Here is a 24,675-nt window from a genome sequence, read left to right as displayed (position 1 = left end):
CCACCCGTTAGACGGGTGGTTATGATTAAGGAAAGCTTAAAGAAAAGGCGTGGTTATGGGAATTATAGAAGATTTTAAGCTTCGCTTGTTATGCTAATGTCAAGTAAAAGGAACATATGGTTTCAATCTTATCTTTCAAAATTGGAGGTCTTCTATGAAATTTCTCAAAAGGCATGCCTATGCCTTAGTTTTTACCATTTTTCTTATGGGGGCAAATGTCTACTCTCTCTTAAAGGTCTTTGTCATTCCCTCAGCGGTCTCAACAGTTTCGGCCAATACGACTAGCTCAACCACAGCTTCATCGACGGCATCTACCAGCACTGGTAAGGTGACTAAGACGGATACGACTTATAAAGATGACAATATGGATATCAAAATCACAACAGGTAAAACCAGTGATACCACTTACTATGTGGCCGATATCCAGCTTTCAAGTGCAGACTACCTTAAAACGGCTTTGGCACAAAATACCTATGGGACCAACATTACTGACACTACTTCAAGTATTGCCCAGCAGAATAATGCAATCTTTGCCATCAATGGTGACTATTATGGCGCTAACCAGTCGGGCTATGTGATTAAAAATGGTCAAGTCTATCGTGATACTGATCGAAACAGTGACTACGAGGACCTTGCAGTGTACTCAGATGGTAGCTTCAAGACCTTTAAGGAGAGCGATACAACAGCTCAAAAATTGGTCGATTCAGGTGTGGTGAATACCTTCGCCTTTGGTCCAACCTTAGTTGAAAATGGCAAGATAGCTGTATCGGAAAATGAAGAGGTTGGTCAAGCCATGGCAGACAATCCACGTACAGCCATCGGAGTCATCGAAGAAAGTGATGGCAGTGTGCACTATATTGTCATTGTCTCTGATGGTCGTACCAGTGAATCGTCAGGGTTGACCCTCTATGAAATGGCAGAGTTGATGAAATCATATGGTGTGACGACAGCCTACAACCTTGACGGTGGTGGCTCATCAACTATGTACTTCAATGGTCAAGTCATTAACAAGCCAACCACAAACGGAAGCAAAATTTCAGAAAGGGCGGTGAGCGATATTGTTTACATCGGTTACTAAAAAATCAGCCAGCAGACACTTTTTCACTTATATCGGTCTAACCATTTTTAGCCTTCTATTTACCTTTGTCTATGAACGTTTCTCTTACGGGGAATCATCCATGTTTATGCGTATGATGTTTTTTGCACCATTAGCTGGAGCACTTATCTATCTGCTAACAGGAGTGGGAATGTCTTGGGTGAAAACACGTCTTTCAAAACTACTCTTTAATTCGTCTATTGCAGTTGTTGCTAGTGCCTGCTTGGTTAAGGGAATCGTTGAGGTTTCAGGTCGTACGACTAGCGTAGATATGCCTTATTGGTATGTTGCTGTAGGGCTGCTTTGTTTGAGTATTATGACAGGATTTATCAGACCTAGAAAATTGGCTTAAAATAAGAGCTTGGAGCTGTGCTTCAGGCTTTTTGTCTTGCATTGAAAAAATATTTAGGATAAATATACAAATCATAAAATGAAGAAATTATTTTAAATGAGGAATTTGCTTAAAGACATTTTCATAAAAAATTACTGAGCCTGATTTTTTTGTGATAGGAATTTAGATAGAACGAGACTGTCTATAGTGATGGAAGTGCCTGAATCTATCGTATTTCCGGAGCTAGGGATTTTTGAGACATGAGGTTCAAAACTTAGGCATGGAACTTTTGGATGGCTAGAATTATCCACAGAATCATTTCACCCGCGTCCGTCATCACCTAAGAAAAGTCTCAAAAGGCTTGTTTCTGCTATTAAATATACATGATTTTCAACTTTTTATAAAAATATACAAAAAAGACTTGCTTTGTTCTGAATTTTCAGGTAAAATAAATTAAAATCGAAATCGTTGATAGAAAAAGTCAGATCGTTTCACAGAGAATGCGGGAAGCTGAGAACGCATGAGATCAAAGACGACACATTCTTGAGAGCGTATGCGAACTCTGGATGACAGTAGTGTACGACGGGTGGTTCCGTTAGAGACTAGGAGTTACAAGAGAGACCTTGTGACTTCATGAGGAAGAGGGGGTGACCCCTGTTCGAATTAAGGTGGAACCACGTGCCAACGTCCTTGCAAAAGTTGTTTTTGCGAGGGCGTTTTTTGTTACACTTGCTTTTAGCATTTGTAGCTAGCCGTACACTTGGTTGGAGTTGAACAGAAAGGATAAACTATGGAAATCAAAGGATTACGAAAGATTGAACCCTATGTGGCAGGTAGTCAGCCTGCTGAGAAAAATATCATTAAGTTGAATACTAATGAAAATGCCTATGGACCAAGTCCAGCAGTCCATCAAGCTTTAGCATCCTTTGATGCCCATCAGTTACGCAAGTATTCGACTTTGGATCAAGAGGCTTTACGTCAGGCCTTATCTGAACAGTTGGGTGTTCCTGCCGATCAAGTGATTATTGGAAATGGGTCAGACGATATCTTGTCAATGGCTTTTCTAGCATTCTTTAATAGCGAGGAAGAAGTCTTGTTTCCAGATTTGACCTATGGTTTTTACAAGGTATGGGCAGATTTGTATCGCATCCCATTTAGAGAAGTGTCCTTGAACTCTTCATTTGAGATTGATACTCAAGATTATCTGGTTGAAAATGGTGGGATTGTCCTTACTAACCCAAATGCGCCAACAGGTATTTATAAACCTCTCGATCAAATTGAAGAGATTGTAAAGGCCAATCAGTCAGTAGTTGTGATTATTGACGAAGCCTATATTAACTTTGGTGGGGAGACTGCCTTACCTCTCTTAGAAAAGTATGAAAATGTATTTATCACCAGGACCTTTTCTAAGGACGCCTCACTTGCAGGTTTGCGTGTTGGCTATGGCATCGGAAGTCCAAAGCTAATGGCTGTGATCAATGCCGTCAAAAATTCGGTCAATCCCTATAATGTGGATAGCATCGCAGAAGTCTTGGCGACTGCAGCCGTTCAGTCTTGGGATTATTATGAGGATATCTGCGCTAAGATTATGGATACACGTGACTGGTTTAGTCAAGAATTGCAAGCTATTGGCTTTGATGTGCTGCCTTCAAAAACCAATTTTGTTTTGGTTAAACCGCACGGAGTGACGGCAGGCCAATTGTTTGACTATCTCCAAAGTAAGAAAATTTATGTCCGTTATTTTCCAAAAGTGGAGCGTATTTCAGACAGACTACGCATCTCGATTGGAACTCAGGATGAGATGGAGCGCGTACTAATGACAATACAGGAGTTACAAGCATGAAAAAAACGACATTAGCCTTAGGAATGCACGATAAACTTTTCAAACGTGCCCGTACCATGTATCGGATTGAGCATCGTATCTGTGACTTGTTGATGACAAAGGGCTTTCTTCGAATTGAGACACCAACCTTGGAGCATTTCGAAGTCTTTAGCGATGTTGTGGACAATGGTAACTACAATTTCTTTGATAAAAATGGAGATCTTGTTAGCTTACGTCCGGATATTACCAGCCAAATTGGGCGCGTGATTGCTTCGACACAAGTTCATACACCCATAAAATTTTCTTACTCTGGAAAAGTATTTAACTACAATGAGGAGATGCGTGGCCTATCCAATGAGCATACGCAGGCTGGTATTGAGATCATAGGATTCCCCGTTCACCGGGCCATGGAAGAAGCTGTAATATCTGCTAAAGAGGCTCTGGATGCTGCCGGTGTCAAAAATTACAAGTTTGAGTTTTCACATGCTCGTCTCTTGCAACTCATTTTTGAAGAATTAGACCTTCCAGCTGTAAAAGAAGCAGAGTTAGCGGCCTATATCCGTGATAAGTCAATCACAGGGCTCAAGGAATTCACCAAAGAAAATCCAAGTCAATATGACAAGGTCTTGGAACAGTTGCCATTCCTCTTTGGTGAGACAAAGGATGTCTTGACCAAGGCTAGACAGTTGACAGACAGTGAAGCCTTTTTGACGGCTCTAGATAGTTTGGAAGTCTTAACCAATCGCCTAGCAGATAGTCTCCCAGAGACGACGCTTGATTTAGCTCAATTGCCAGCAGTGCCTTACTATACAGGCATGATGTTTAAGGTCTTCGGTGATAAGGTACCAGATGCCTTTGTATCAGGTGGTCGTTACGATAAACTATTTGAACGCTTTGGTGCCACCGAGTTAACAGCGGTTGGTTGGGCCATTGATGTCGATTCGGTTTATCAAGCAGTGCATGATGATGTGGAATTTGGAGGTGACTTGGATGACTAGCAATCAAATCACAATTGCCTTGACCAAGGGACGTATTGAGAAAGATACGGTTAAATTACTAGAAAAAGCTGGCTTTGATATGTCTTTCATGGCTGATAAGGGACGTAATTTGATTTTTGAAAGTCCTGACAAACGTTTCCGTTTTCTCCTAGTCAAAGCACCAGATGTGACCACCTATGTTAGACACGGTGTCGCAGATATTGGGATTGTCGGAAAGGATGTTTTGGTTGAACATCCGACAGGCTATTTGGAAATGTTAGACCTTAATTTTGGCCTTTGTAAATTCTCCGTAGCATCAACAGAAGACTATAATCCTGATGACCATAAGCGTAAACGTATCGCCACCAAGTATCCAACCATTGCGACGGACTATTTTAATCAAAAGGGTGAGGATGTTGAGATTATTTCAATTCAGGGGAGTGTTGAGATTGCCCCGGTCATTGGTCTAGCGGATGCCATTGTCGATATTGTGGAAACAGGGAATACCCTTGTTGCTAATGGCTTAAAAGTTTATGAAGATATTTGCAGGATTTCAGCACGAATGATTGTTAATAAGGCTTCTTTGAAAAATAACAAGGAAGTTCTACCATTCATTTGTAAGATTGAATCACTTGTAGGGAACGAGGAGGTACCGTTCGAATGAAACGATTAACTGGAACAAATAAAGAAATTGCGGAGCTTCTTTATCAGGAGCAATTGGAACTGTCAAAAGAAAATAGAGACGTTGAAAGCACGGTTCAGGCTATCATTGAAGACGTTAAAAAGCGTGGAGACGAGGCCCTTCGTGACTATTCAGCTAAATTTGATAAGGTTGGCTTGACTGATTTTGAAGTTGGACAGGACTTGATTGATCAAGCCTTTAAAGAGATTGATCCAGAGGTTTACCAAGCCCTAGTTAATGCCAAAGAAAACATTGAATCCTATCACAAACATCAGTTGGAGACTGGTTTTGAGGACCAACCAAGTGAGGGTGTTATTCGTGGTCAATTGATTCGTCCTATCAATCGTGTGGGTGTTTATGTGCCTGGAGGAACTGCGGCTTATCCATCGTCAGTTCTTATGAATGTTATTCCTGCTAAAATTGCAGGGGTTAAAGAGATTATTATGATTACGCCGCCTCAAGAGCATTTTGTTCCTGCGATTCTGGTAGCCGCCAAATTGGCCGGTGTGGATAGCATTTACCAAGTTGGTGGGGCTCAAGGGGTTGCGGCCTTGGCCTTTGGTACAGAAACGATTCCAAAGGTGGACAAGATTACAGGTCCTGGTAATATTTTCGTGGCGACTGCCAAGAAACAAGTTTACGGTATTGTCGGTATTGATATGATTGCAGGGCCATCAGAAATTGGTGTTATTGCTGATAGTAGTGCCAATCCAACCTATGTGGCAGCTGACCTCTTGTCTCAAGCAGAGCACGACACACGCGCACGCGCCATTTTGGTAACAGATTCTGAAGCCTTGGCTGATGCGGTTGAAAGTGAGATTGAACGTCAACTCAAGCTTTTGCCACGCGAGGCGATTGCTCGTCCATCTGTCGAAAATAACGGTCGTATTATTATTGCCAATGATACAGATGCCATGTTCGAACTTATGAACTTGGTTGCGCCAGAACATTTGGAAATTGCTATGGACAATGCTTATGATTACTTGGAAAAAGTGGAAAATGCTGGTTCCGTCTTTCTTGGTCACTTTACTAGTGAACCAATTGGCGACTACTATGCAGGTGCCAACCACGTTCTTCCGACGACAGCGACTAGTCGCTTTTCATCAGCTTTAGGCGTGCACGATTTTGTCAAACGTATCCAATATACACAATACGACAAGGCAGCAGTCAATAAGGCTCAGCACGATATCACAACCTTGGCTTATGCGGAAGGTTTGCAGGCCCACGCCAAGGCAATTGAAGTCAGAAATGACAATAATTGAGAGAGTAGAGGAAGAAGTTATGAGACAAGCAGAAATTGAACGTAATACCTTTGAAACCAAAATTAAGTTAAGCCTCAATTTAGATGCTCAAGAACCAGTAGATATTCAAACAGGTGTCGGATTTTTTGACCACATGTTGACCTTGTTTGCCCGCCACGGTCGTATGTCTTTGGTGGTGAAGGCTGATGGCGATCTTTGGGTTGATAGTCACCACACTGTTGAAGATGTCGGCATTGTCCTTGGTCAAGCTCTTAAAGAGGCCTTGGGCGATAAAGCAGGGATCAACCGTTATGGAACGGCTTTTGTACCTATGGATGAAACCCTTGGAATGGCAAGTTTAGACTTGTCTGGACGTAGCTTCTTGGTCTTTGATGCTAGTTTTGATAATCCAAAATTGGGTAATTTTGACACAGAACTGGTGGAAGAATTTTTCCAAGCCTTGGCTTTCAATGTTCAAATGAATCTCCACCTCAAGATTCTCCACGGAAAAAACAATCACCACAAGTCAGAAAGTCTCTTCAAGGCAACAGGACGTGCCTTGCGTGAGGCTATCACAGTTAATCCTGATATTCATGGTGTAAACTCAACAAAGGGGATGCTATGATTATCGTCATTGATTACGATGCGGGGAATACCGCCAATGTTTTGCGTGCCCTTGAAAAGATCGGTGTGACTGCAGAATTGTCTGCTGATAAAGAAAAAATCCTAGCTGCAGATGGTTTGATTTTACCTGGTGTGGGTGCTTATCCAACAGCCATGGCAGAGCTTGAGCGAAGAGGCTTGGTAGCTGTTATCAAAGAGGCCGTCGCAAAGGGAGTTCCTCTTTTGGGAATTTGTTTAGGCATGCAGATTTTAACAGAAAAAGGACTGGAACATGAAGAAACAGATGGTCTTGGCTTTATTCCAGGTGTCTGCCGTCCTATTCCAGCCAGCAAGGAGCAGCCTGTCCCACATATGGGGTGGAATGATTTGGCTGTTAAGCAAGCCAGCCCTTTGACAGATGGTTTAGACGGCCAAGCTGTCTACTTCGTTCACAGTTATTTCACGGATGTCCCTAGCCAATACATTGATGTTACCGCAGATTATAGTATTGAGGTACCAGCCATGATTCATAAAGACAATGTTTATGGGGCCCAATTTCATCCTGAAAAATCAGGGGATATTGGCTTAGGTATTCTTGAAAAGTTTGCAGGGTTATGTAAAGCCTAGAAGCTAGTGAGAGCAAAGACTTTTTAGTTAGAAAGGATGGTAGGGGAGATGCAAATTCTACCAGCAATTGATATTAAGGATGGACAGGCTGTTCGTCTCTTTAAAGGAGATTTCAATCAACAAACCGTTGTCAATCCAGATGTTATTGAGCAGGCAAAGACCTTTAAGGATGCGGGCATTCAGTTTATTCATGTCGTCGACTTGGACGGTGCCCTAGATGGTCGTGCCACTAACCGTGACTTGATTGCAGAGGTCAAGAAGGTTTCTGGACTTGGCATCGAAGTTGGTGGCGGTATCCGTACCTTGGAGCAGATTCGTGACTATTTGGAAGTTGGCATCGACCGTATCATTATCGGTTCAATGGCCGTTAAAAATCCTGACTTCGTTCGAGCAGCTTTAGAGGAATTTGGTGCCGATAAAATCGTCGTAGGTATTGATGCCAAGGCAGGGTTTGTCGCTACTGAAGGCTGGTTGGAAACCAGCAATGTAGACTACATCACCTTGGCCAAGGAAATGGAAAAGATGGGCGTAACCCTCTTTGTCTATACTGATGTTGATCGAGATGGCACACTGACAGGACCCAATCTTGATCACTACAAACGTTTGGTATCTGAACTCACAACCGCCAAAGTCATTGCTTCAGGTGGAATTGCAGAAGTAGCTGACTTAGATCACCTAGAAGAGATTGGTGTAGTAGGAACCATTGTTGGCAAAGCCTACTATAACGGCAATATCACTCTAGACCAACTCAAGTCTTTCGGAGGTTAATATGCTTAAAAAACGTATTATTCCCTGTTTGGATGTCAAGGATGGCCGTGTCGTCAAGGGGGTCAATTTTGTGAATCTGACAGATGTTGGTGACCCTGTTGATTCTGCGCGTGCCTACTATGAGGCTGGTTGTGACGAACTTGTTTTCTTGGACATCACAGCGACTTCGGATAATCGTGAAACAACGGTTGATATGGTGCGTCGTGTTGCCGATCAGGTCTTTATCCCCTTCACGGTTGGTGGTGGTATCCGTTCAGTTGAAGACATGAACAAGATGCTCAAAGCCGGTGCTGACAAGGTTGCCGTCAATTCCTCAGCCCTTGCCAATCCGCAACTAATTGCTGATTGTGCTCAAAAATTTGGGAATCAGTGTGTAGTGGCTGCGATTGATGCTAAAAAGATGGCTGATGGGAGCTGGCATGTCTTTGTGGCGGGAGGTCGTAAGGATACAGGTAGGGACCTCATCCAATGGGCTCAAGAAGTCGTCGCCTTGGGGGCTGGAGAAATTCTCTTAACTAGCATGGACAAGGACGGCACCAAGTCTGGTTTTGATTTGGAAATGCTCAATCGTGTGGCGGAAGTCGTCGATGTTCCGATCGTTGCCTCTGGTGGTGCAGGAAATATTGAGGATATTGTAGAAGTCTTTGAAAAGACAACAGCAACGGGTGCTCTGGCAGCCTCTATCTTCCACTTTGGTGAGGTAAATATAGGCGAAACCAAACAAGTCTTGGCAAATACAGGAATTGAGGTGAGACAATGACAGAGGTTAAACTTGATTTTGACAAACAAGGCGGACTGGTACCGGTTATTGTGACAGATTACAAGACGGGGCAGGTACTCATGTTGGCCTATATGAATGAGGTGTCCTATCAGTTGACACTTGAGACCAAACAAATGCATTACTGGAGCCGTTCTAGAAATGAGCTTTGGCATAAGGGAGCCACATCTGGTCATTTCCAACATGTCAAAAGCATCAAGACAGATTGTGATCAGGACACCCTGCTTATCGCTGTGGAACAAGAAGGAGCAGCCTGTCATACAGGAGCCTACAGCTGTTTCTTTACGGAAATATATGATGACAATCAAGATAGATAGGAGTAGCTATGTTAGAAACACTTTATAAGGAAGCCTTAGATCGTAAAAAGAATCCAAAAGAAGGGTCTTATACCAATTACCTTTTTGACAAGGGGCTAGACAAGATTCTTAAAAAGGTTGGCGAGGAAGCAACAGAAGTTGTGATCGGAGCCAAAAATGCTGATAAAGAAGAAATTGCCAACGAGACAGCAGACGTCCTCTACCACCTAGCAGTCATGCTCGTTGAAACAGGGGTCAGCCCTGAAGACGTAGAAGCCGTACTTAAAGCACGTCAAGGCAAACAAAGCAATGTCCATGACCGAAAAGAAGTAACGGATTATTGAGGATTATCTCAACCGATTGAGACTAAAACGAAAAGCCTGAAGTGATTCAGGCTTTTTTGACAGAGAAATTCTAATTATTTTGTTCCTCTAACCACCATGAGAAAGCGCTTTAAAATGCTATGATAGGAGTGAAGAAAGCTCGTTTTATTTGAAGGATTTGGTGTGCTTATTTATACAAATGATTGAGGAAAGGAAGGATGTCCTATGAAGAAAAATACTCCTAATATTTTAAAGCTTTCTCTCTTTGCCATTCTCCTCCTCTGTTCTATTCTTTTAGTTCGTTGCACAGTGCTACTTCCAATTACTTACTCAAAAGCCAGGGATAAAACGCAAAAAGTCTTGGCTCATAATGGTTTTAAGGGAAAGGTCCAAGTTAAGCATATCAAAAAGGTGTTTCTAGATAGTGCAGGCATTTATTTCTATTATACCTATTCAGAGGAAACCTACGATAATCAACCCATAATATTAGATGGAAAAATTACATTTCAACTGGACTGGACAGTTTATAGTGAAGAATATATGACTCCTGGCCTTTACTCGCAAACCTATTTACAACAAAAATCTGTAAAAAAAGAAGAGCAGAAACTCTTTAAGGAGCTTAAGAAGCAATCTTTAGGCCTTGATATCGAAGATTTCTCCTTCAGAGATAATACACTGATAGATCAAGAGGCTTCTGATAATTTAGTGCGCATAGCCAAAGAAAACCGTAAAAATGGCAAGCATGATTTTTATGGGTATTATCAAATTCCCTACCAAACAATGATTGAAGAACACCTTGTTACTATGAGAATAGAAGTAGGCGATACAGATAATACTAGTAAGAAAGATTTAGAAGAGGCCACAACTAAACTGGATGCTAGCAAGCTACCAGACGGAGAGTACGAATTTTATTTTTACTCAATTGATGAAGATAATTACAATCACATTGGCTATACCTTTAACGTACAAGATGGTAAGGTTGTCCAAGATGAAGATGATTAGAAAGTATTTTGATTTTGATCGATAAGCTAGACTGCCATACTAGGCCGTTAAAAGTGGGGTTACAGCTAAGTGAAAATGTTAACCTCAAAACATGTAAAAACATCTCCGAAAATCAGTCGGAGATGTCTTTTTGTCTTACAAATTCTTTTTCTTTTTAGCCTTTTTGGTTAGGGCAAGGTCACAATTTTCAATACTTGAGATAAGATGATTAGTCAATTGGAAGTCGTCCACTTGGGGATTCAAGTCCACTTCGTAGACCAGTTGCATGGTCTCGCCTCCACCTGTGGTATTAAGGGAAATCAAGTCGCATTCACTGGTGAAATTGAGCAGGGCTTTAGTGATTTTTTGATCAATCAGGTCTTGGTAGGAGACGTTAATGGTCAGGAGTCTACGACGTTGGTTGTCGGTACGACTTTGACGATTTTCCAAAAGAAGCCAAACAGCTAGAAGGAAAATGGTAAAGAGGACAGCCAGTAAGAGATAGCCTGTCCCAGATGCCAGACCAATAATCATGGCCATGAAGACAGCGATTAGTTCTCTGGAACCACTAGTCGCTGAACGAAAACGAATGAGACTAAAGGTCCCTGCCACGGCGATAGAGGTCCCCAAACTACCATTAACAAGGAAGATAACTAGGGTCATCAAACATGGAAGCAGGGTCAAACTAATAACAAATTCTCTGGTGTAGAGGGTCCGGTATTTGTAAGTCCAGGTTAGAGCCAATCCTAAAACAAGGCTGACCAGTAAGGCCAGCATGAGTTGAAGAGGACTAGCGGTTGCTGTCGCATCATTAAAGATAGAATTGAAGAGATTAGACATAGGCGGCAGCTCCTTTTTCTTGAACTGGATGTGGTCCGTAGTCTAGACCTTGAGACTTATGATAGGCGCAGCTATATTTTGAGAATTTTTGCTCTTCCAAACCATGTTTGTCTAAGATAGCTTGAAGCCAGTCTGGTTTTTGCCCAGGTGCCTTAATTTCCATGATTATCGTATCTTCATCTAGAAGGGGAGAACCATGATTTCCCTTAAAGAGACTGACGTCTTCATCACGGTAAGTCAGATTTTGGTCAAGGGTAACACGAACTTTATTGTAGGCATAGCCTTCGATAGTCTCTTTTTCTTTCATCGAAAAACGGTCGTAGTAGATATACATACGAGGTTTGAGCCCCTCATCGTAGCGTTGACGTAAGTGGTGGATATCCTGTAATAGCTGGCGGTCAGTGATTTGACCATGGTTCTTACCGTCTGTCAGCAAGTTAGTGATGGCAAGTGGAGTTGAAACAAGACGAAACTTATGACCGATTCCTTCATCATCTTTGGCTTTTACCTCTAAAAAGACCTTACTATCAATTTTGGGATTGGCTAGGTAGGTACGCATGCGGATTTTCTCTTGACGGTGATTACCATCTAAGGCATCTTGGATGACGTCAAAATTATCCGTATCAAAGTAAATATTTGAAATGGTAGATGTCGGATAATCATCCTCTACCAAATACTCCTTAAGATCAGTGAGCAGGTCTTCAAGATTTTCCTTTGAGACCACATATTTTGTTTCAATACGTTTAAAACGTGTTTCCAATTGTTTAATCATGAAAAAACTCCTTTTATAGATAAGATACAAAGCCGTAAAGCAACTCCCAGGAAAATAGGGGGACCAGCCGCAGGAGTTTATCTCCAAGCAGGGCCCATCTTTTTCCCCCGAGTTGTAGGCGTGTTCAATTAGATAAGATACAAAGCCGTAAAGCAACTCCCAGGAAAATAGGGAATTTATTGTAGAAACATCTATTTCCAAACAGTCGACTTATTGTTTTAATTCTTTTTTTATAGTAGAAAAGTTGAGCGAAAATGTACTATTTCTATATAGCACTTACTTGCTCGCCTATTAGTCTATGGGACTTTTCTGAAAGAAGTCCTAAGCTAAACTTTCACCAAACTTAACTTAAGATAAGTTTCAGTTATCCTTTAGAAATGTTTTAGGTAAGTCCCGTAAACTGTAATCATCCAAACGAACCCGAGAGGAAAAAATATGAAATCAAAAAAACTAAAAAAATGGACGACTTTATTGACCTGTGCGACTGCCTTAACAGTCATGACAGCTTGTAGCCAATCAAGCAGTCAAGCAACTGGGACGACGTCAAGCACTACATCAAAAACAAGTGCTGTAACAGCAACGACTAGTAAGAAAACAAATAAGAACAACAGCAACTATTTTACTTCTAAAGATTCTGATACCTCTTATAATGAAAGTTCAGCTACTAAGATTAAGTTATCAGGCTCATCTGCGGATGTTTCAGGTAATGGTGCAGCCCTATCATGTTCAACTATAACCATCTCCAAAGCTGGGACCTACGTCATTTCAGGAAAATCCGACGGTGTGCAAATCAAGGTGGACGCTGGGGATTCAGATGATGTCCATATTGTTTTGGATGGTGTTACCATGACAAATACAAATGCAGCAATCAATGCCACAAAGGCTGGTCATGTCTATCTGACACTTAAAGATGGCACTACAAACACACTTTCTGATTCAAGTTCTAATAGTGATGAAGATGCGGATGCTGTGATTTTTTCTAAAGGAGATTTGACCATTAACGGTTCAGGTACTCTAAACATTGATGCCAAGAAAAACAACGGTATTAAAGCCAATGACAGCCTTCATATGACTGGGGGTACCTATAAGATTTCCTCAGTCGGTGATGCCTTCAATGTCAATGATGAACTCAATGTCACAGGAACAACTATGACTATTGAGGCTGAAGAAGATGGTGTCAAGGTCGACAATGATGACGACACCTCAGTAGGTACCATGTATCTGTCTGACAATACCATGACCATTAAGGCTGGTGACGACGGTATTCATGCGTCCGGTGATCTGATTATTGATAGTGGTACTTACAAGGTTGAAAAATCAGCTGAAGGTATCGAAGGTAAATCTGTGACTATAAATGGTGGAAATATAGATGTCTATGCAACGGATGATGGTGTTAATGCCGCCAATGCTAATGCCAGTCAAAGTGAGATTTTCTTCAAGATGACTGGTGGAACTCTAAATGTTGAGGTTGGCCAGGGCGATACCGACCCAATCGATTCTAACGGCGATATTATTGTATCGGGTGGAACAATCAATTTGACTGGTCAGTCTGGCTTTGACTTCGATGGTTCAGCGACCTATACCGGTGGTGACATTACTATCAATGGTGAGAAACAAACTAAGATTGAAAACTCAATGCCTGGCGGCGGTGGCCCTCAAGGTGGCGGTGGTCCCCAAGGTGGTGGACAACCAGGTGGCTTTGGCGGAGGTCACTAAAGAGTCATAGGATGAAACAGAAAGGAAGTGCCTATGTATATTATTATTCCAGCTTATGAACCAGACAAACGCCTGATTCAGGTGGTTCAAGATATTACCATAAAACTCCCTAAAGCCCGTATTATTGTTGTTAATGATGGGAGTGGCCCAGGCTATAACGACTATTACGACGAAACGGCTTTTATTGGAGCGACTGTCCTAACTCATCCGATTAATAAAGGAAAGGGAGCTGCTCTTAAGACTGCTTTCGCTTATATTCAAGAAGAAGTAGTCGGTCAGCACCTTTCGGCTCAACCTATAGTCACAGTTGACAGTGACGGTCAGCATCTGATTAAAGATATTGTCCGTGTGGCCAAGGCAACCGAGGAAAATCCAAGTCATCTTGTTTTGGGTGCGCGTGCCTTTGTTGGTAAGGTGCCAGCACGTAGCCGTTTTGGAAATAAAGTGACTGCTGGACTTTTCCGTCTAGTAACTGGCCAAAAGGTGACAGATACTCAGACGGGTCTTCGAGGCATGTCAACTGACCTGATTCCATGGCTTCTTAATCTGGATGGCAATCGTTTTGAGTACGAGTTTAATATGTTGCTTGAAGCCAAAAAATCAGGCCACCAAATCTCTGAAGTCCCAATCGAGACCGTTTATCTGGAGGAAAATAAAAGCTCGCACTTCCGGCCCATTCGTGATTCCATCCGTATTTACAGCCCTTTTTTAAAGTTCTCTGGCACGGCCGTCTTGGCCTCAGTCATTGATGCAACAGCCTTATTTGTGCTCTTTGCCTTGACGAAGAATCTGCTCCTTTCGGTCGTGCTAGCTCGTGTGATTTCGGCTTCCAGCCAGTGTCTGCTGAACGCTAATGTGGTCTTTAATCCGACAAGCTCTCTCTTTAGATCGAGTGTTCGCTACTTTATGTTGGTCTTGGTCCTCCTGGCCTGTAACTATTTCTTACTTAGTAGTCTAGTTGCTATTGGTTTAGGACTGGTTCTGGCAAAATTAGTCACAGAAACCTCGCTCTTTTTAGTTAGCTACAGGGTCCAACATAACGTCGTTTTTGCTTAATAGCTGACTTTTAAATTGCTACTGATTGAATAGAGATAGCTTATTAAATTACCTCTAAAAACTTTCCTAAAAATAGAAAAAGACTACCGTTTTCTACATTCGGTAGTCTTTAATATTTGTTGAAATGTTAATCAATTTACAATATGATTAAAAATTGAAATGATTTGATAAAGACTCTAGTTGACTGAAAAAAATATGCTATAATGAAATTGTTTGAATTATGTAGATTTTATTCAAACTAGGAAAATGAAATGAGGACCTAAAATGGGAAAAAAGGTACATTATAAGCTTCACAAAGTTAAGAAGCAGTGGGTGACGATTGCCGTCACTTCGGTAGCACTTGCCTCTATCGTAGGTGGTGCTACAGTTGCCAATCAAAAGGTTTCAGCTGATGAAACAACTCAACCAGTTGCCTCTACGACAGCTGAAAGCGATGTTGTCGTTGAAACGCATGAAGTAGCCGCTCCTGCAGCAACTGCTACGACAGATGCGACAGCAACAACAACTGACAAGGCTGCTGATGCTGCAACAGTCGAAACTCCTGCGGCAGCAACCACTGCAGCAGATACAACTACTAATACTGCAACACCAGCAACAACTGATCGTGCAGCAGTAGCAAATGGTGCGACAACAGAAACACCAGCTGCAGCAGCAACAGATACAACGCTTACAGTAGCTGAAAAACCAAAATCTGGTGTTACTGAAAAAGAAGAAACAGCAGCGCTCTCTTTGAACAACATCAAACAAGTTGATGGTAAATACTATTATGTCAAAGAAGATGGTTCATACAAAACAAATTTTGCTGTTTCAGTTAATGGCCAGTTGCTTTACTTCGGTAAAGACGGTGCTTTGACAAGCACATCAACACACTCATTCACACCAGGTACAACTAATCTAGTTGATGCTTTTTCTTCACATAACCGTGCTTACGATTCTAAGAAGGAAAGCTTCGAGTTGGTAGATGGGTACTTGACACCAAACAGCTGGTACCGTCCAGTCACTATTTTGGAAAATGGTGAAAAATGGCGTGTGTCAACTGAGAAAGATTTCCGTCCACTTTTGATGGCATGGTGGCCTGATGTAGATACACAAGTAGCCTACCTCAATACTTTCTCTAAACACTTTAACCTTAACGCAACTTATTCAACTAGCCAAAGTCAATCTGAATTGAATGCAGCTGCTAAGACAATTCAAATTAAGATTGAACAAGAAATTTCAGCTAAAAAATCAACTGAATGGCTTCGTCAAGCAATTGAGTCTTTTGTAAAAGAACAAGACCAGTGGAATACTACAACTGAAAACTATACCCTTGCTGACCACCTTCAAGGGGGAGCTCTTCTTTATGTCAATAATGATAAGACACCTTGGGCAAATTCCGATTACCGTTTGCTTAACCGTACACCAAGTAACCAAGATGGTTCTCTAAATGGTACAGGAAGATACTTGGGTGGTTATGAATTCCTACTTGCCAATGACGTTGATAACTCAAACCCAGTTGTGCAAGCTGAGCAGTTGAACCAAATTCACTATCTTGTGAACTGGGGATCAATTGTTATGGGTGATAAGGATGCTAACTTTGATGGTATCCGTGTTGATGCAGTTGATAATGTTGATGCAGACCTTCTCCAAGTTTATACAAACTACTTCCGCGCAGCCTTTGGTGTGGATAAATCTGAAGCTAATGCACTCGCTCACATTTCTATCCTTGAAGCTTGGGATTTAAATGATAATGCTTATAATCAAAAACATGATGGTGCAGCCCTTGCCATGGATAATAACCTTCGTTATGCAATTATGGGTGCACTTTATGGTTCGGGCTCTTCATTGAAAGATTTGATTACTAGCAGTTTGACAGACCGTACAAATAATAGTAAGTATGGAGATACACAAGCTAACTATATCTTTGCGCGTGCTCATGATAACCTTGTTCAAGATATCATTCGCGATATTGTTCAAAAAGAAATCAATCCAAAATCAGATGGTTATACCATGACTGATGCTGAATTGAAACGTGCCTTTGAAATCTATAATGAAGATATGAAGAAGGCAGAAAAACGTTATACTATTAACAATATTCCAGCCGCCTATGCTTTGATTCTTCAAAATATGGAGCAGGTAACTCGTGTTTATTATGGAGATCTTTATACGGATAACGGCCAATATATGGCTACCAAGTCTCCTTACTACGATGCTATCACAACACTCTTGAAGAACCGTATGAAATATGTTTCAGGTGGACAATCGATGAAAGTCGACACGTTCAATGGAAAAGAAATCTTGTCATCTGTTCGTTACGGTAAAGATATTATGACTGCTGACCAAACTACGGGTGTAGCAGAAACAAGTAAACATTCTGGTATGTTGACCCTTATTGCCAATAATCAGGATTTCTCATTGGGTGATGGTACTTTGAAAGTTAACATGGGTAAACTTCATGCTAACCAAGCCTACCGTCCATTACTTCTTGGTACTGATAAGGGAATTGTCACTTACGAAAATGATGCAGCAGCAGCTGGAAAAATTAAATACACTGATGCTGAAGGAAACTTGTCTTTCAGTGGAGATGAAATCAAGGGGTATCGAACTGTTGATATGAGAGGTTATCTTGGTGTTTGGGTACCAGTAGGTGCGCCTGATAACCAAGATATCCGTGTTAAAGGTTCAGATAAGAAACTTGACAAGACATTTTCTGCTACTGAAGCATTGGACTCACAAGTTATCTATGAAGGTTTCTCAAACTTCCAAGATTTTGTTGAAAAAGATAGCCAATATACTAATAAATTGATTGCAGAAAACGCAGAACTCTTCAAGTCATGGGGAATCACATCATTCGAGATGGCTCCTCAATTTGTATCGGCTGATGACCGTACCTTCCTTGATTCTGTTATCCAAAATGGCTATGCCTTTACTGACCGATATGACCTTGCCATGAGCAAGAATAACAAATACGGTTCTAAAGAAGATCTTCGTGATGCACTTAAAGCCCTTCACAAGCAAGGTATTCAAGCAATTGCTGACTGGGTTCCAGATCAACTTTACCAATTGCCAGGACAAGAAGTTGTAACAGCAACACGTGCAAATAGTTATGGTACTCCAAAGGCCAATGCTTATATCAATAACACTTTATATGTTGCAAATTCTAAATCATCAGGTAAGGACTTCCAAGCTCAATATGGTGGTGAGTTCCTTGATGAGCTCCAAAAGAAATATCCACAGTTGTTTGAAGATGTGATGATATCAACTGGTAAGAAGATTGATCCATCTGTTAAAATCAAGCAATGGTCTGCTAAGTACATGAATGGTACTAATATCCTTGGTCGTGGTAATCGTTATGTTCTCAGTAACGATGCTACTGGTCGCTATTATCAAGTTACTGATAATGGCATCTTCTTGCCAAAACCTTTGACAGACCAAGGTGGTAAGACAGGTTTCTACTATGATGGTAAGGGTATGGCCTACTTTGATAATAGTGGTTTCCAAGCTAAGAATGCTTTCATTAAATATGCTGGAAATTACTATTACTTCGATAAAGAAGGTTATATGTTGACTGGTCGTCAAGATATCGATGGTAAGACTTATTTCTTCTTGCCAAATGGTGTACAGCTTCGTGATTCTATTTATCAACAAGATGGTAAATATTATTACTTTGGTAGCTTTGGTGAGCAATACAAAGATGGTTACTTTGTATTCGATGTACCGAAAGAAGGTACTTCAGAAACAGAAGCTAAATTCCGTTATTTCTCACCAACTGGAGAAATGGCTGTTGGCTTGACTTATGCTGGTGGAGGATTGCAATACTTTGATGAAAATGGCTTCCAAGCTAAAGGTACTAAGTATGTGACTCCAGACGGAAAACTCTACTTCTTTGATAAAAATTCAGGTAATGCCTACACAAATCGTTGGGCAGAAATCGATGGTATCTGGTATGAATTCAACGATCAAGGCTATGCCCAAGCTAAGAAGGGTGAATTCTACACAACAGATGGCTCAACATGGTTCTACCGTGATGCAGCTGGTAAAAATGTGACAGGTGCCCTTACTTTGGACGGTCACGACTATTACTTCCGTGCAAATGGTGCCCAAGTTAAAGGTGAATTTGTTACTGAAAATGGCAAGATTAGCTACTACACTGTAGATAATGGTTACAAGGTTAAAGACAAGTTCTTCGAAGTGAACGGCAAGTGGTACCATGCTGATAAGGATGGTAACCTCGCTACAGGTCGTCAAACGATTGACCACCTTAACTATTACTTCAATGCTGATGGAAGCCAAGTCAAATCTGATTTCTTCACTCTTGATGGTGGTAAGACATGGTACTACGCCAAAGATAATGGTGAAATCGTGACAGGTGCCTATAGTGTTGGTGGTAAAAACTATTACTTCAAAGAAGATGGTAGTCAAGTCAAAGGCGACTTTGTTAAGAATGCTGACGGATCACTTTCTTACTATGACAAAGATTCAGGTGAGCGTCTCAATAACCGTTTCTTGACAACTGGTAACAATGTTTGGTACTACTTCAAAGATGGTAAGGCTGTAACAGGACGCCAAAATATCGATGGTAAAGAATATTACTTTGATAATTTGGGACGTCAAGTTAAAGGTAGCCCAATCAGCACACCAAAAGGAGTAGAATACTACGAATCAGTTCTTGGAGAACGTGTGACAAACACATGGATTACTTTCCAAGACGGTACGACTGTCTTCTTCGATGAAAATGGTTATGCTGATTTTGATAAATAAATAATCAATCAATCTAATCTTAATCTGAGAGATTAAGTGAAAAACGATATGATTTGACATGAATTTATAGGTGAAATTTCTTGAAAACGAGAATCGTTTAAAGAAATTTTGCCTTTTTATGCTCCTTAAAGAAAAAATCTGACAAATATCAATTTTGAGTCAGAATCATTGTAAAAGCTATTGTATCAAGGACTTTGGCGGCTTTTATGAAAAATAGTTTTAGTTATCAAATGATATGAAAATGAGAATTGAAAACCTATGAAATAGGTGTGTTACAAAGTTTTTCTAATATTAATGTTATGTAACATATATTTTATAAAAAAATAATTAATTCGAGAAATAGTTAGAAAATAATGATATAATATAACTGTTTGAAATCGGATAGATTTCAGTCTGATTTTGACAAATAAAATCACGGGGAAAATTATAATGGAAAATAAGATACACTATAAGCTTCATAAAGTTAAGAAGCAATGGGTTACAATTGCAGTTGCTTCTGTAGCACTTGCTACTGTCTTGGGAGGATTGTCTGTAACAACATCTTCAGTTTCAGCGGATGAAACTCAAGATAAGACAGTAACTCAATCAAATTCAGGTACAACAGCTTCTTTAGTTACTTCTCCTGAAGCAACCAAAGAAGCCGATAAACGTACAAATACAAAAGAAGCAGATGTTTTAACACCTGCTAAAGAAACAAATGCTGTAGAAACAGCGACTACAACGAACACACAAGCAACAGCTGAAGCAGCTACAACAGCAACAACAGCTGATGTAGCAGTGGCAGCTGTTCCAAATAAAGAAGCAGTTGTGACAACAGATGCACCAGCTGTTACAACTGAAAAAGCAGAAGAACAACCAGCAACAGTGAAGGCTGAAGTTGTTAATACAGAAGTTAAGGCGCCAGAAGCTGCTTTGAAAGATTCAGAAGTAGAAGCTGCGCTTTCCTTGAAAAACATCAAAAACATTGATGGTAAATATTACTATGTTAATGAAGATGGTTCACACAAAGAAAACTTTGCCATTACTGTAAATGGTCAATTGCTTTACTTCGGTAAAGATGGTGCTCTTACAAGTTCATCAACATACTCTTTCACACCAGGAACAACAAATATTGTTGATGGTTTCTCAATAAATAACCGTGCCTACGATTCATCTGAAGCTAGCTTTGAATTGATTGATGGTTATTTGACTGCAGATAGCTGGTACCGTCCAGCTTCTATCATCAAAGATGGTGTAACTTGGCAAGCATCAACTGCAGAAGATTTCCGTCCACTTTTGATGGCTTGGTGGCCAAATGTAGATACACAAGTTAACTACTTGAACTACATGTCTAAAGTATTTAACTTGGATGCTAAATATTCAAGTACAGATAAGCAAGAAACTTTGAAAGTTGCTGCTAAGGACATTCAAATCAAGATTGAGCAAAAGATTCAGGCTGAAAAATCAACACAATGGTTGCGTGAAACTATCTCTGCCTTTGTTAAGACACAACCACAATGGAACAAAGAAACTGAAAACTACTCTAAAGGTGGCGGCGAAGATCACCTTCAAGGTGGTGCCCTTCTTTATGTGAATGATTCACGTACACCATGGGCGAATTCTGACTATCGTCGTTTGAACCGTACAGCAACTAACCAGACTGGTACAATTGATAAATCAATTCTTGATGAGCAATCAGATCCAAACCACATGGGTGGTTTCGACTTCTTGCTAGCTAATGACGTAGATTTGTCAAACCCAGTTGTTCAAGCGGAACAATTGAACCAAATCCACTACCTTATGAACTGGGGTTCAATCGTTATGGGTGACAAGGATGCTAACTTCGATGGTATCCGTGTCGACGCGGTAGATAATGTCGATGCAGACATGCTTCAACTCTACACAAACTACTTCCGTGAGTACTATGGTGTTAACAAATCTGAAGCAAACGCTCTTGCTCACATCTCAGTCCTTGAAGCATGGAGCCTTAATGACAACCACTACAATGACAAGACAGATGGCGCTGCGCTTGCTATGGAAAACAAACAACGTTTGGCTCTCCTCTTCTCATTGGCTAAACCAATCAAAGAACGTACACCAGCTGTAAGTCCTTTGTATAACAATACTTTCAACACGACACAACGTGATGAAAAGACTGATTGGATTAACAAAGATGGAAGCAAGGCCTATAACGAAGACGGAACAGTTAAACAGTCTACAATCGGTAAATATAACGAGAAATACGGAGATGCGTCAGGAAACTACGTCTTTATCCGTGCCCATGATAACAACGTTCAAGATATTATTGCTGAAATCATCAAGAAAGAAATCAATCCAAAATCAGATGGTTTCACGATCACTGATGCTGAAATGAAGCAAGCCTTTGAGATTTACAACAAAGACATGCTCAGCAGCGACAAAAAATATACGCTTAACAACATCCCAGCGGCTTACGCGGTTATGTTGCAAAACATGGAAACTATCACTCGTGTCTACTATGGAGACCTTTATACAGATGATGGTCACTACATGGAAACTAAGTCTCCATATTACGATACCATTGTTAACTTGATGAAGAGTCGTATCAAGTATGTATCTGGTGGGCAAGCACAACGTTCATACTGGTTGCCAACTGATGGTAAGATGGACAATTCAGATGTTGAACTTTACCGCACAAATGAAGTCTACACTTCAGTACGTTATGGTAAAGACATTATGACAGCTAATGATACAGAAGGTTCTAAATACAGCCGTACTTCTGGTCAGGTAACACTTGTAGCTAACAATCCAAAATTGAATTTGGATCAATCAGCTAAACTTAATGTTGAAATGGGTAAAATCCATGCCAACCAAAAATACCGTGCTTTGATTGTTGGTACAGCTGATGGTATCAAGAACTTTACATCTGATGCAGATGCAATCGCAGCAGGTTACGTTAAAGAAACAGACAGCAACGGTGTCTTGACTTTCGGTGCTAATGACATCAAGGGTTATGAAACATTTGATATGTCTGGTTTCGTAGCAGTTTGGGTTCCAGTTGGAGCTTCAGATGATCAAGATATCCGAGTAGCGCCTTCAACAGAAGCTAAAAAAGAGGGTGAATTGACTCTTAAAGCGACTGAAGCTTATGATTCACAATTAATCTACGAAGGCTTCTCTAACTTCCAAACTATTCCAGATGGTTCAGATCCTTCAGTCTATACTAACCGTAAGATTGCTGAAAATGTTGATTTGTTCAAATCATGGGGCGTAACATCATTTGAAATGGCACCTCAATTTGTATCTGCTGACGATGGTACCTTCCTTGACTCAGTTATCCAAAATGGTTATGCCTTTGCAGACCGTTACGATCTTGCCATGAGTAAGAACAATAAATACGGTTCTAAAGAAGATCTACGTGATGCGCTTAAAGCACTTCACAAGGCTGGTATCCAAGCAATCGCTGACTGGGTTCCAGACCAAATTTACCAATTGCCAGGTAAAGAAGTTGTAACAGCGACTCGTACTGATGGTGCTGGTCGTAAGATTGCGGACGCTATCATTGACCACTCACTTTATGTGGCTAACTCTAAGTCATCAGGCAAAGATTACCAAGCTAAATACGGTGGTGAATTCTTGGCTGAACTTAAAGCTAAGTACCCTGAAATGTTCAAGGTAAACATGATTTCAACTGGTAAACCAATTGATGATTCTGTTAAATTGAAACAATGGAAGGCTGAATACTTCAACGGAACAAACGTTCTTGAACGTGGTGTTGGCTATGTACTTAGCGATGAAGCAACTGGTAAGTATTTCACTGTCACTAAAGAAGGTAACTTCATTCCTCTTCAATTGACAGGTAAAGAAAAGGTTATTACTGGATTCTCAAGTGATGGTAAAGGAATCACTTACTTCGGTACAAGTGGTACACAAGCTAAATCTGCCTTTGTAACCTTCAATGGTAACACTTACTACTTTGATGCTCGTGGTCACATGGTTACTAACAGTGAATACTCACCAAATAGTAAAGACGTTTATCGTTTCTTACCAAATGGTATCATGTTGAGTAATGCCTTCTACATTGATGCTAATGGTAATACCTACCTTTATAACTCTAAAGGTCAAATGTACAAGGGTGGTTACACTAAATTTGATGTTTCTGAAACTGATAAAGACGGTAAAGAATCTAAGGTTGTGAAATTCCGTTACTTCACTAATGAAGGTGTCATGGCCAAAGGTGTTACGGTTATTGATGGTTTCACACAATATTTTGGAGAAGACGGTTTCCAAGCTAAAGATAAGTTAGTAACCTTTAAAGGTAAAACTTATTACTTTGACGCACACACTGGTAATGCTATCAAGGATACTTGGAGAAATATCAATGGTAAGTGGTACTACTTTGATGCAAACGGTGTTGCTGCTACAGGTGCACAAGTCATCAATGGTCAAAAACTTTACTTCAATGAAGATGGAAGCCAAGTTAAAGGTGGCGTTGTTAAGAATGCAGATGGTACTTACAGCAAGTACAAAGAAGGTTCTGGAGAGCTAGTGACTAACGAATTCTTCACAACTGATGGCAATGTTTGGTACTATGCAGGCGCTAATGGTAAGACTGTTACAGGTGCACAAGTCATCAATGGCCAACACCTATACTTTAATGCAGACGGAAGCCAAGTTAAGGGTGGTGTTGTTAAGAATGCAGATGGTACTTATAGTAAGTATAATGCTTCAACAGGTGAACGCTTGACTAATGAGTTTTTCACAACAGGCGACAACAACTGGTACTACATTGGTGCTAATGGTAAGTCAGTGACTGGTGAAGTTAAAATTGGTGACGATACTTATTTCTTCGCTAAGGATGGTAAACAAGTAAAAGGTCAAACAGTAAGTGCTGGCAATGGTCGAATTAGCTATTACTATGGTGATAGTGGTAAGAGAGCTGTTAGCACATGGATAGAAATTCAACCAGGAGTTTACGTTTACTTTGATAAGAATGGTATTGCTTATCCACCTAGAGTGCTAAACTAATTGATTTAAAAAGGGCTCTTTGTCAACTGTAGTGGGTGAC

19 protein-coding genes are annotated in these 24,675 nt (G+C 40.7%); 17 read left to right on the top strand and 2 right to left on the bottom strand.

All coding sequences use genetic code 11. From position 1 onward, the window contains the following. Nucleotides 1-154 precede the first annotated feature (154 nt). From HMPREF2571_RS06540 to HMPREF2571_RS10305, 13 genes are all read left to right on the top strand, one after another. Nucleotides 155-1,078 (top strand): phosphodiester glycosidase family protein, encoded by a 924-nt coding sequence (locus HMPREF2571_RS06540; protein WP_013990753.1) that lies wholly within the window; start codon nt 155-157, stop codon nt 1,076-1,078. Continuing rightward, on the top strand, nt 1,059-1,448 hold the full coding sequence (locus HMPREF2571_RS06535) for a hypothetical protein (RefSeq protein WP_041817246.1): 390 nt from the start codon (nt 1,059-1,061) through the stop codon (nt 1,446-1,448). Before HMPREF2571_RS06540 ends, HMPREF2571_RS06535 begins: the two co-directional genes overlap by 20 nt. Before the next feature lie 769 nt (nt 1,449-2,217). Further along, nucleotides 2,218-3,270, top strand: coding sequence for a histidinol-phosphate transaminase (gene hisC / locus HMPREF2571_RS06530; protein WP_013990751.1), 1,053 nt, complete (start codon nt 2,218-2,220; stop codon nt 3,268-3,270). Then, nucleotides 3,267-4,247, top strand: coding sequence for an ATP phosphoribosyltransferase regulatory subunit (locus HMPREF2571_RS06525; protein WP_004182682.1), 981 nt, complete (start codon nt 3,267-3,269; stop codon nt 4,245-4,247). Before hisC ends, HMPREF2571_RS06525 begins: the two co-directional genes overlap by 4 nt. Further along, nucleotides 4,240-4,890, top strand: a complete 651-nt coding sequence (gene hisG / locus HMPREF2571_RS06520; RefSeq protein ID WP_002883998.1) for an ATP phosphoribosyltransferase — start codon at nt 4,240-4,242, stop codon at nt 4,888-4,890. Before HMPREF2571_RS06525 ends, hisG begins: the two co-directional genes overlap by 8 nt. After that, nucleotides 4,887-6,170, top strand: a complete 1,284-nt coding sequence (gene hisD / locus HMPREF2571_RS06515) for a histidinol dehydrogenase (RefSeq protein ID WP_013990750.1) — start codon at nt 4,887-4,889, stop codon at nt 6,168-6,170. The genes hisG and hisD overlap by 4 nt, the downstream gene beginning before the upstream one ends. A 19-nt stretch (nt 6,171-6,189) precedes the next feature. Further along, nucleotides 6,190-6,774, top strand: a complete 585-nt coding sequence (gene hisB / locus HMPREF2571_RS06510) for an imidazoleglycerol-phosphate dehydratase HisB (protein WP_002884025.1) — start codon at nt 6,190-6,192, stop codon at nt 6,772-6,774. Further along, nucleotides 6,771-7,379, top strand: coding sequence for an imidazole glycerol phosphate synthase subunit HisH (hisH, locus tag HMPREF2571_RS06505; RefSeq protein WP_070847483.1), 609 nt, complete (start codon nt 6,771-6,773; stop codon nt 7,377-7,379). Before hisB ends, hisH begins: the two co-directional genes overlap by 4 nt. A 48-nt stretch (nt 7,380-7,427) precedes the next feature. Next, a complete protein-coding gene (hisA, locus tag HMPREF2571_RS06500) occupies nt 7,428-8,147 on the top strand; it encodes a 1-(5-phosphoribosyl)-5-[(5-phosphoribosylamino)methylideneamino]imidazole-4-carboxamide isomerase (RefSeq protein ID WP_070847480.1) in 720 nt (239 codons plus the stop codon). A gap of 1 nt (nt 8,148) precedes the next feature. Continuing rightward, nucleotides 8,149-8,907 (top strand): imidazole glycerol phosphate synthase subunit HisF, encoded by a 759-nt coding sequence (hisF, locus tag HMPREF2571_RS06495; protein ID WP_070847478.1) that lies wholly within the window; start codon nt 8,149-8,151, stop codon nt 8,905-8,907. After that, the gene (gene hisI / locus HMPREF2571_RS06490) at nt 8,904-9,242 is read left to right on the top strand and encodes a phosphoribosyl-AMP cyclohydrolase (protein ID WP_070847475.1); all 339 of its coding nucleotides are present in this window, start codon (nt 8,904-8,906) and stop codon (nt 9,240-9,242) included. The genes hisF and hisI overlap by 4 nt, the downstream gene beginning before the upstream one ends. Before the next feature lie 8 nt (nt 9,243-9,250). Next, nucleotides 9,251-9,565, top strand: a complete 315-nt coding sequence (gene hisE, locus HMPREF2571_RS06485) for a phosphoribosyl-ATP diphosphatase (protein WP_002884043.1) — start codon at nt 9,251-9,253, stop codon at nt 9,563-9,565. A 204-nt stretch (nt 9,566-9,769) separates the two neighbouring features. Further along, the gene (locus tag HMPREF2571_RS10305) at nt 9,770-10,546 is read left to right on the top strand and encodes a hypothetical protein (protein WP_083320423.1); all 777 of its coding nucleotides are present in this window, start codon (nt 9,770-9,772) and stop codon (nt 10,544-10,546) included. 135 nt (nt 10,547-10,681) lie between these two features. Here HMPREF2571_RS10305 and HMPREF2571_RS06475 read toward each other — a convergent pair whose 3' ends face one another. Both HMPREF2571_RS06475 and HMPREF2571_RS06470 read right to left on the bottom strand, forming a co-directional pair. After that, entirely contained in the window at nt 10,682-11,365 is a 684-nt protein-coding gene (locus tag HMPREF2571_RS06475) for a DUF4956 domain-containing protein (RefSeq protein ID WP_004182674.1), read from the bottom strand. Then, on the bottom strand, nt 11,358-12,137 hold the full coding sequence (locus HMPREF2571_RS06470; RefSeq protein ID WP_014633258.1) for a polyphosphate polymerase domain-containing protein: 780 nt from the start codon (nt 12,135-12,137) through the stop codon (nt 11,358-11,360). The genes HMPREF2571_RS06475 and HMPREF2571_RS06470 overlap by 8 nt, the downstream gene beginning before the upstream one ends. A gap of 435 nt (nt 12,138-12,572) precedes the next feature. Here HMPREF2571_RS06470 and HMPREF2571_RS06465 point away from each other — a divergent pair, with 435 nt between their 5' ends. The 4 genes from HMPREF2571_RS06465 to HMPREF2571_RS06450 all read left to right on the top strand — a co-directional run bounded on the left by HMPREF2571_RS06465 (nt 12,573) and on the right by HMPREF2571_RS06450 (nt 24,635). After that, nucleotides 12,573-13,853: a carbohydrate-binding domain-containing protein gene (locus HMPREF2571_RS06465; RefSeq protein ID WP_070847473.1), complete on the top strand. Its 1,281-nt coding sequence runs from the start codon at nt 12,573-12,575 to the stop codon at nt 13,851-13,853. 33 nt (nt 13,854-13,886) lie between these two features. Continuing rightward, nucleotides 13,887-14,909, top strand: coding sequence for a glycosyltransferase (locus tag HMPREF2571_RS06460; RefSeq protein ID WP_070847470.1), 1,023 nt, complete (start codon nt 13,887-13,889; stop codon nt 14,907-14,909). Between the two features lie 264 nt (nt 14,910-15,173). Beyond that, nucleotides 15,174-19,649, top strand: a complete 4,476-nt coding sequence (locus HMPREF2571_RS06455) for a glycoside hydrolase family 70 protein (protein ID WP_070847468.1) — start codon at nt 15,174-15,176, stop codon at nt 19,647-19,649. A 429-nt stretch (nt 19,650-20,078) separates the two neighbouring features. Then, nucleotides 20,079-24,635, top strand: a complete 4,557-nt coding sequence (locus HMPREF2571_RS06450; protein WP_070847466.1) for a glycoside hydrolase family 70 protein — start codon at nt 20,079-20,081, stop codon at nt 24,633-24,635. Nucleotides 24,636-24,675: the final 40 nt, after the last annotated feature.

It is taken from the genome of Streptococcus sp. HMSC068F04 (genome assembly GCF_001837455.1).
In the GTDB taxonomy this organism is placed as follows: Bacteria; Bacillota; Bacilli; order Lactobacillales; family Streptococcaceae; genus Streptococcus; species Streptococcus salivarius_D.
This window is presented reverse-complemented; position numbering and strand designations above follow the sequence as displayed.

Bases quoted from the DNA above. Each gene is read 5' to 3' on its own strand.
- HMPREF2571_RS06540 (WP_013990753.1), top strand. From the start codon at position 155: ATGAAATTTCTCAAAAGGCATGCCTATGCCTTAGTTTTTACCATTTTT.
- hisC (WP_013990751.1), top strand. From the start codon at position 2,218: ATGGAAATCAAAGGATTACGAAAGATTGAACCCTATGTGGCAGGTAGT.
- HMPREF2571_RS06525 (WP_004182682.1), top strand. From the start codon at position 3,267: ATGAAAAAAACGACATTAGCCTTAGGAATGCACGATAAACTTTTCAAA.
- hisG (WP_002883998.1), top strand. From the start codon at position 4,240: ATGACTAGCAATCAAATCACAATTGCCTTGACCAAGGGACGTATTGAG.
- hisD (WP_013990750.1), top strand. From the start codon at position 4,887: ATGAAACGATTAACTGGAACAAATAAAGAAATTGCGGAGCTTCTTTAT.
- hisB (WP_002884025.1), top strand. From the start codon at position 6,190: ATGAGACAAGCAGAAATTGAACGTAATACCTTTGAAACCAAAATTAAG.
- hisH (WP_070847483.1), top strand. From the start codon at position 6,771: ATGATTATCGTCATTGATTACGATGCGGGGAATACCGCCAATGTTTTG.
- hisA (WP_070847480.1), top strand. From the start codon at position 7,428: ATGCAAATTCTACCAGCAATTGATATTAAGGATGGACAGGCTGTTCGT.
- hisF (WP_070847478.1), top strand. From the start codon at position 8,149: ATGCTTAAAAAACGTATTATTCCCTGTTTGGATGTCAAGGATGGCCGT.
- hisI (WP_070847475.1), top strand. From the start codon at position 8,904: ATGACAGAGGTTAAACTTGATTTTGACAAACAAGGCGGACTGGTACCG.
- hisE (WP_002884043.1), top strand. From the start codon at position 9,251: ATGTTAGAAACACTTTATAAGGAAGCCTTAGATCGTAAAAAGAATCCA.
- HMPREF2571_RS10305 (WP_083320423.1), top strand. From the start codon at position 9,770: ATGAAGAAAAATACTCCTAATATTTTAAAGCTTTCTCTCTTTGCCATT.
- HMPREF2571_RS06475 (WP_004182674.1), bottom strand. From the start codon at position 11,365: ATGTCTAATCTCTTCAATTCTATCTTTAATGATGCGACAGCAACCGCT.
- HMPREF2571_RS06470 (WP_014633258.1), bottom strand. From the start codon at position 12,137: ATGATTAAACAATTGGAAACACGTTTTAAACGTATTGAAACAAAATAT.
- HMPREF2571_RS06465 (WP_070847473.1), top strand. From the start codon at position 12,573: ATGAAATCAAAAAAACTAAAAAAATGGACGACTTTATTGACCTGTGCG.
- HMPREF2571_RS06460 (WP_070847470.1), top strand. From the start codon at position 13,887: ATGTATATTATTATTCCAGCTTATGAACCAGACAAACGCCTGATTCAG.
- HMPREF2571_RS06455 (WP_070847468.1), top strand. From the start codon at position 15,174: ATGGGAAAAAAGGTACATTATAAGCTTCACAAAGTTAAGAAGCAGTGG.
- HMPREF2571_RS06450 (WP_070847466.1), top strand. From the start codon at position 20,079: ATGGAAAATAAGATACACTATAAGCTTCATAAAGTTAAGAAGCAATGG.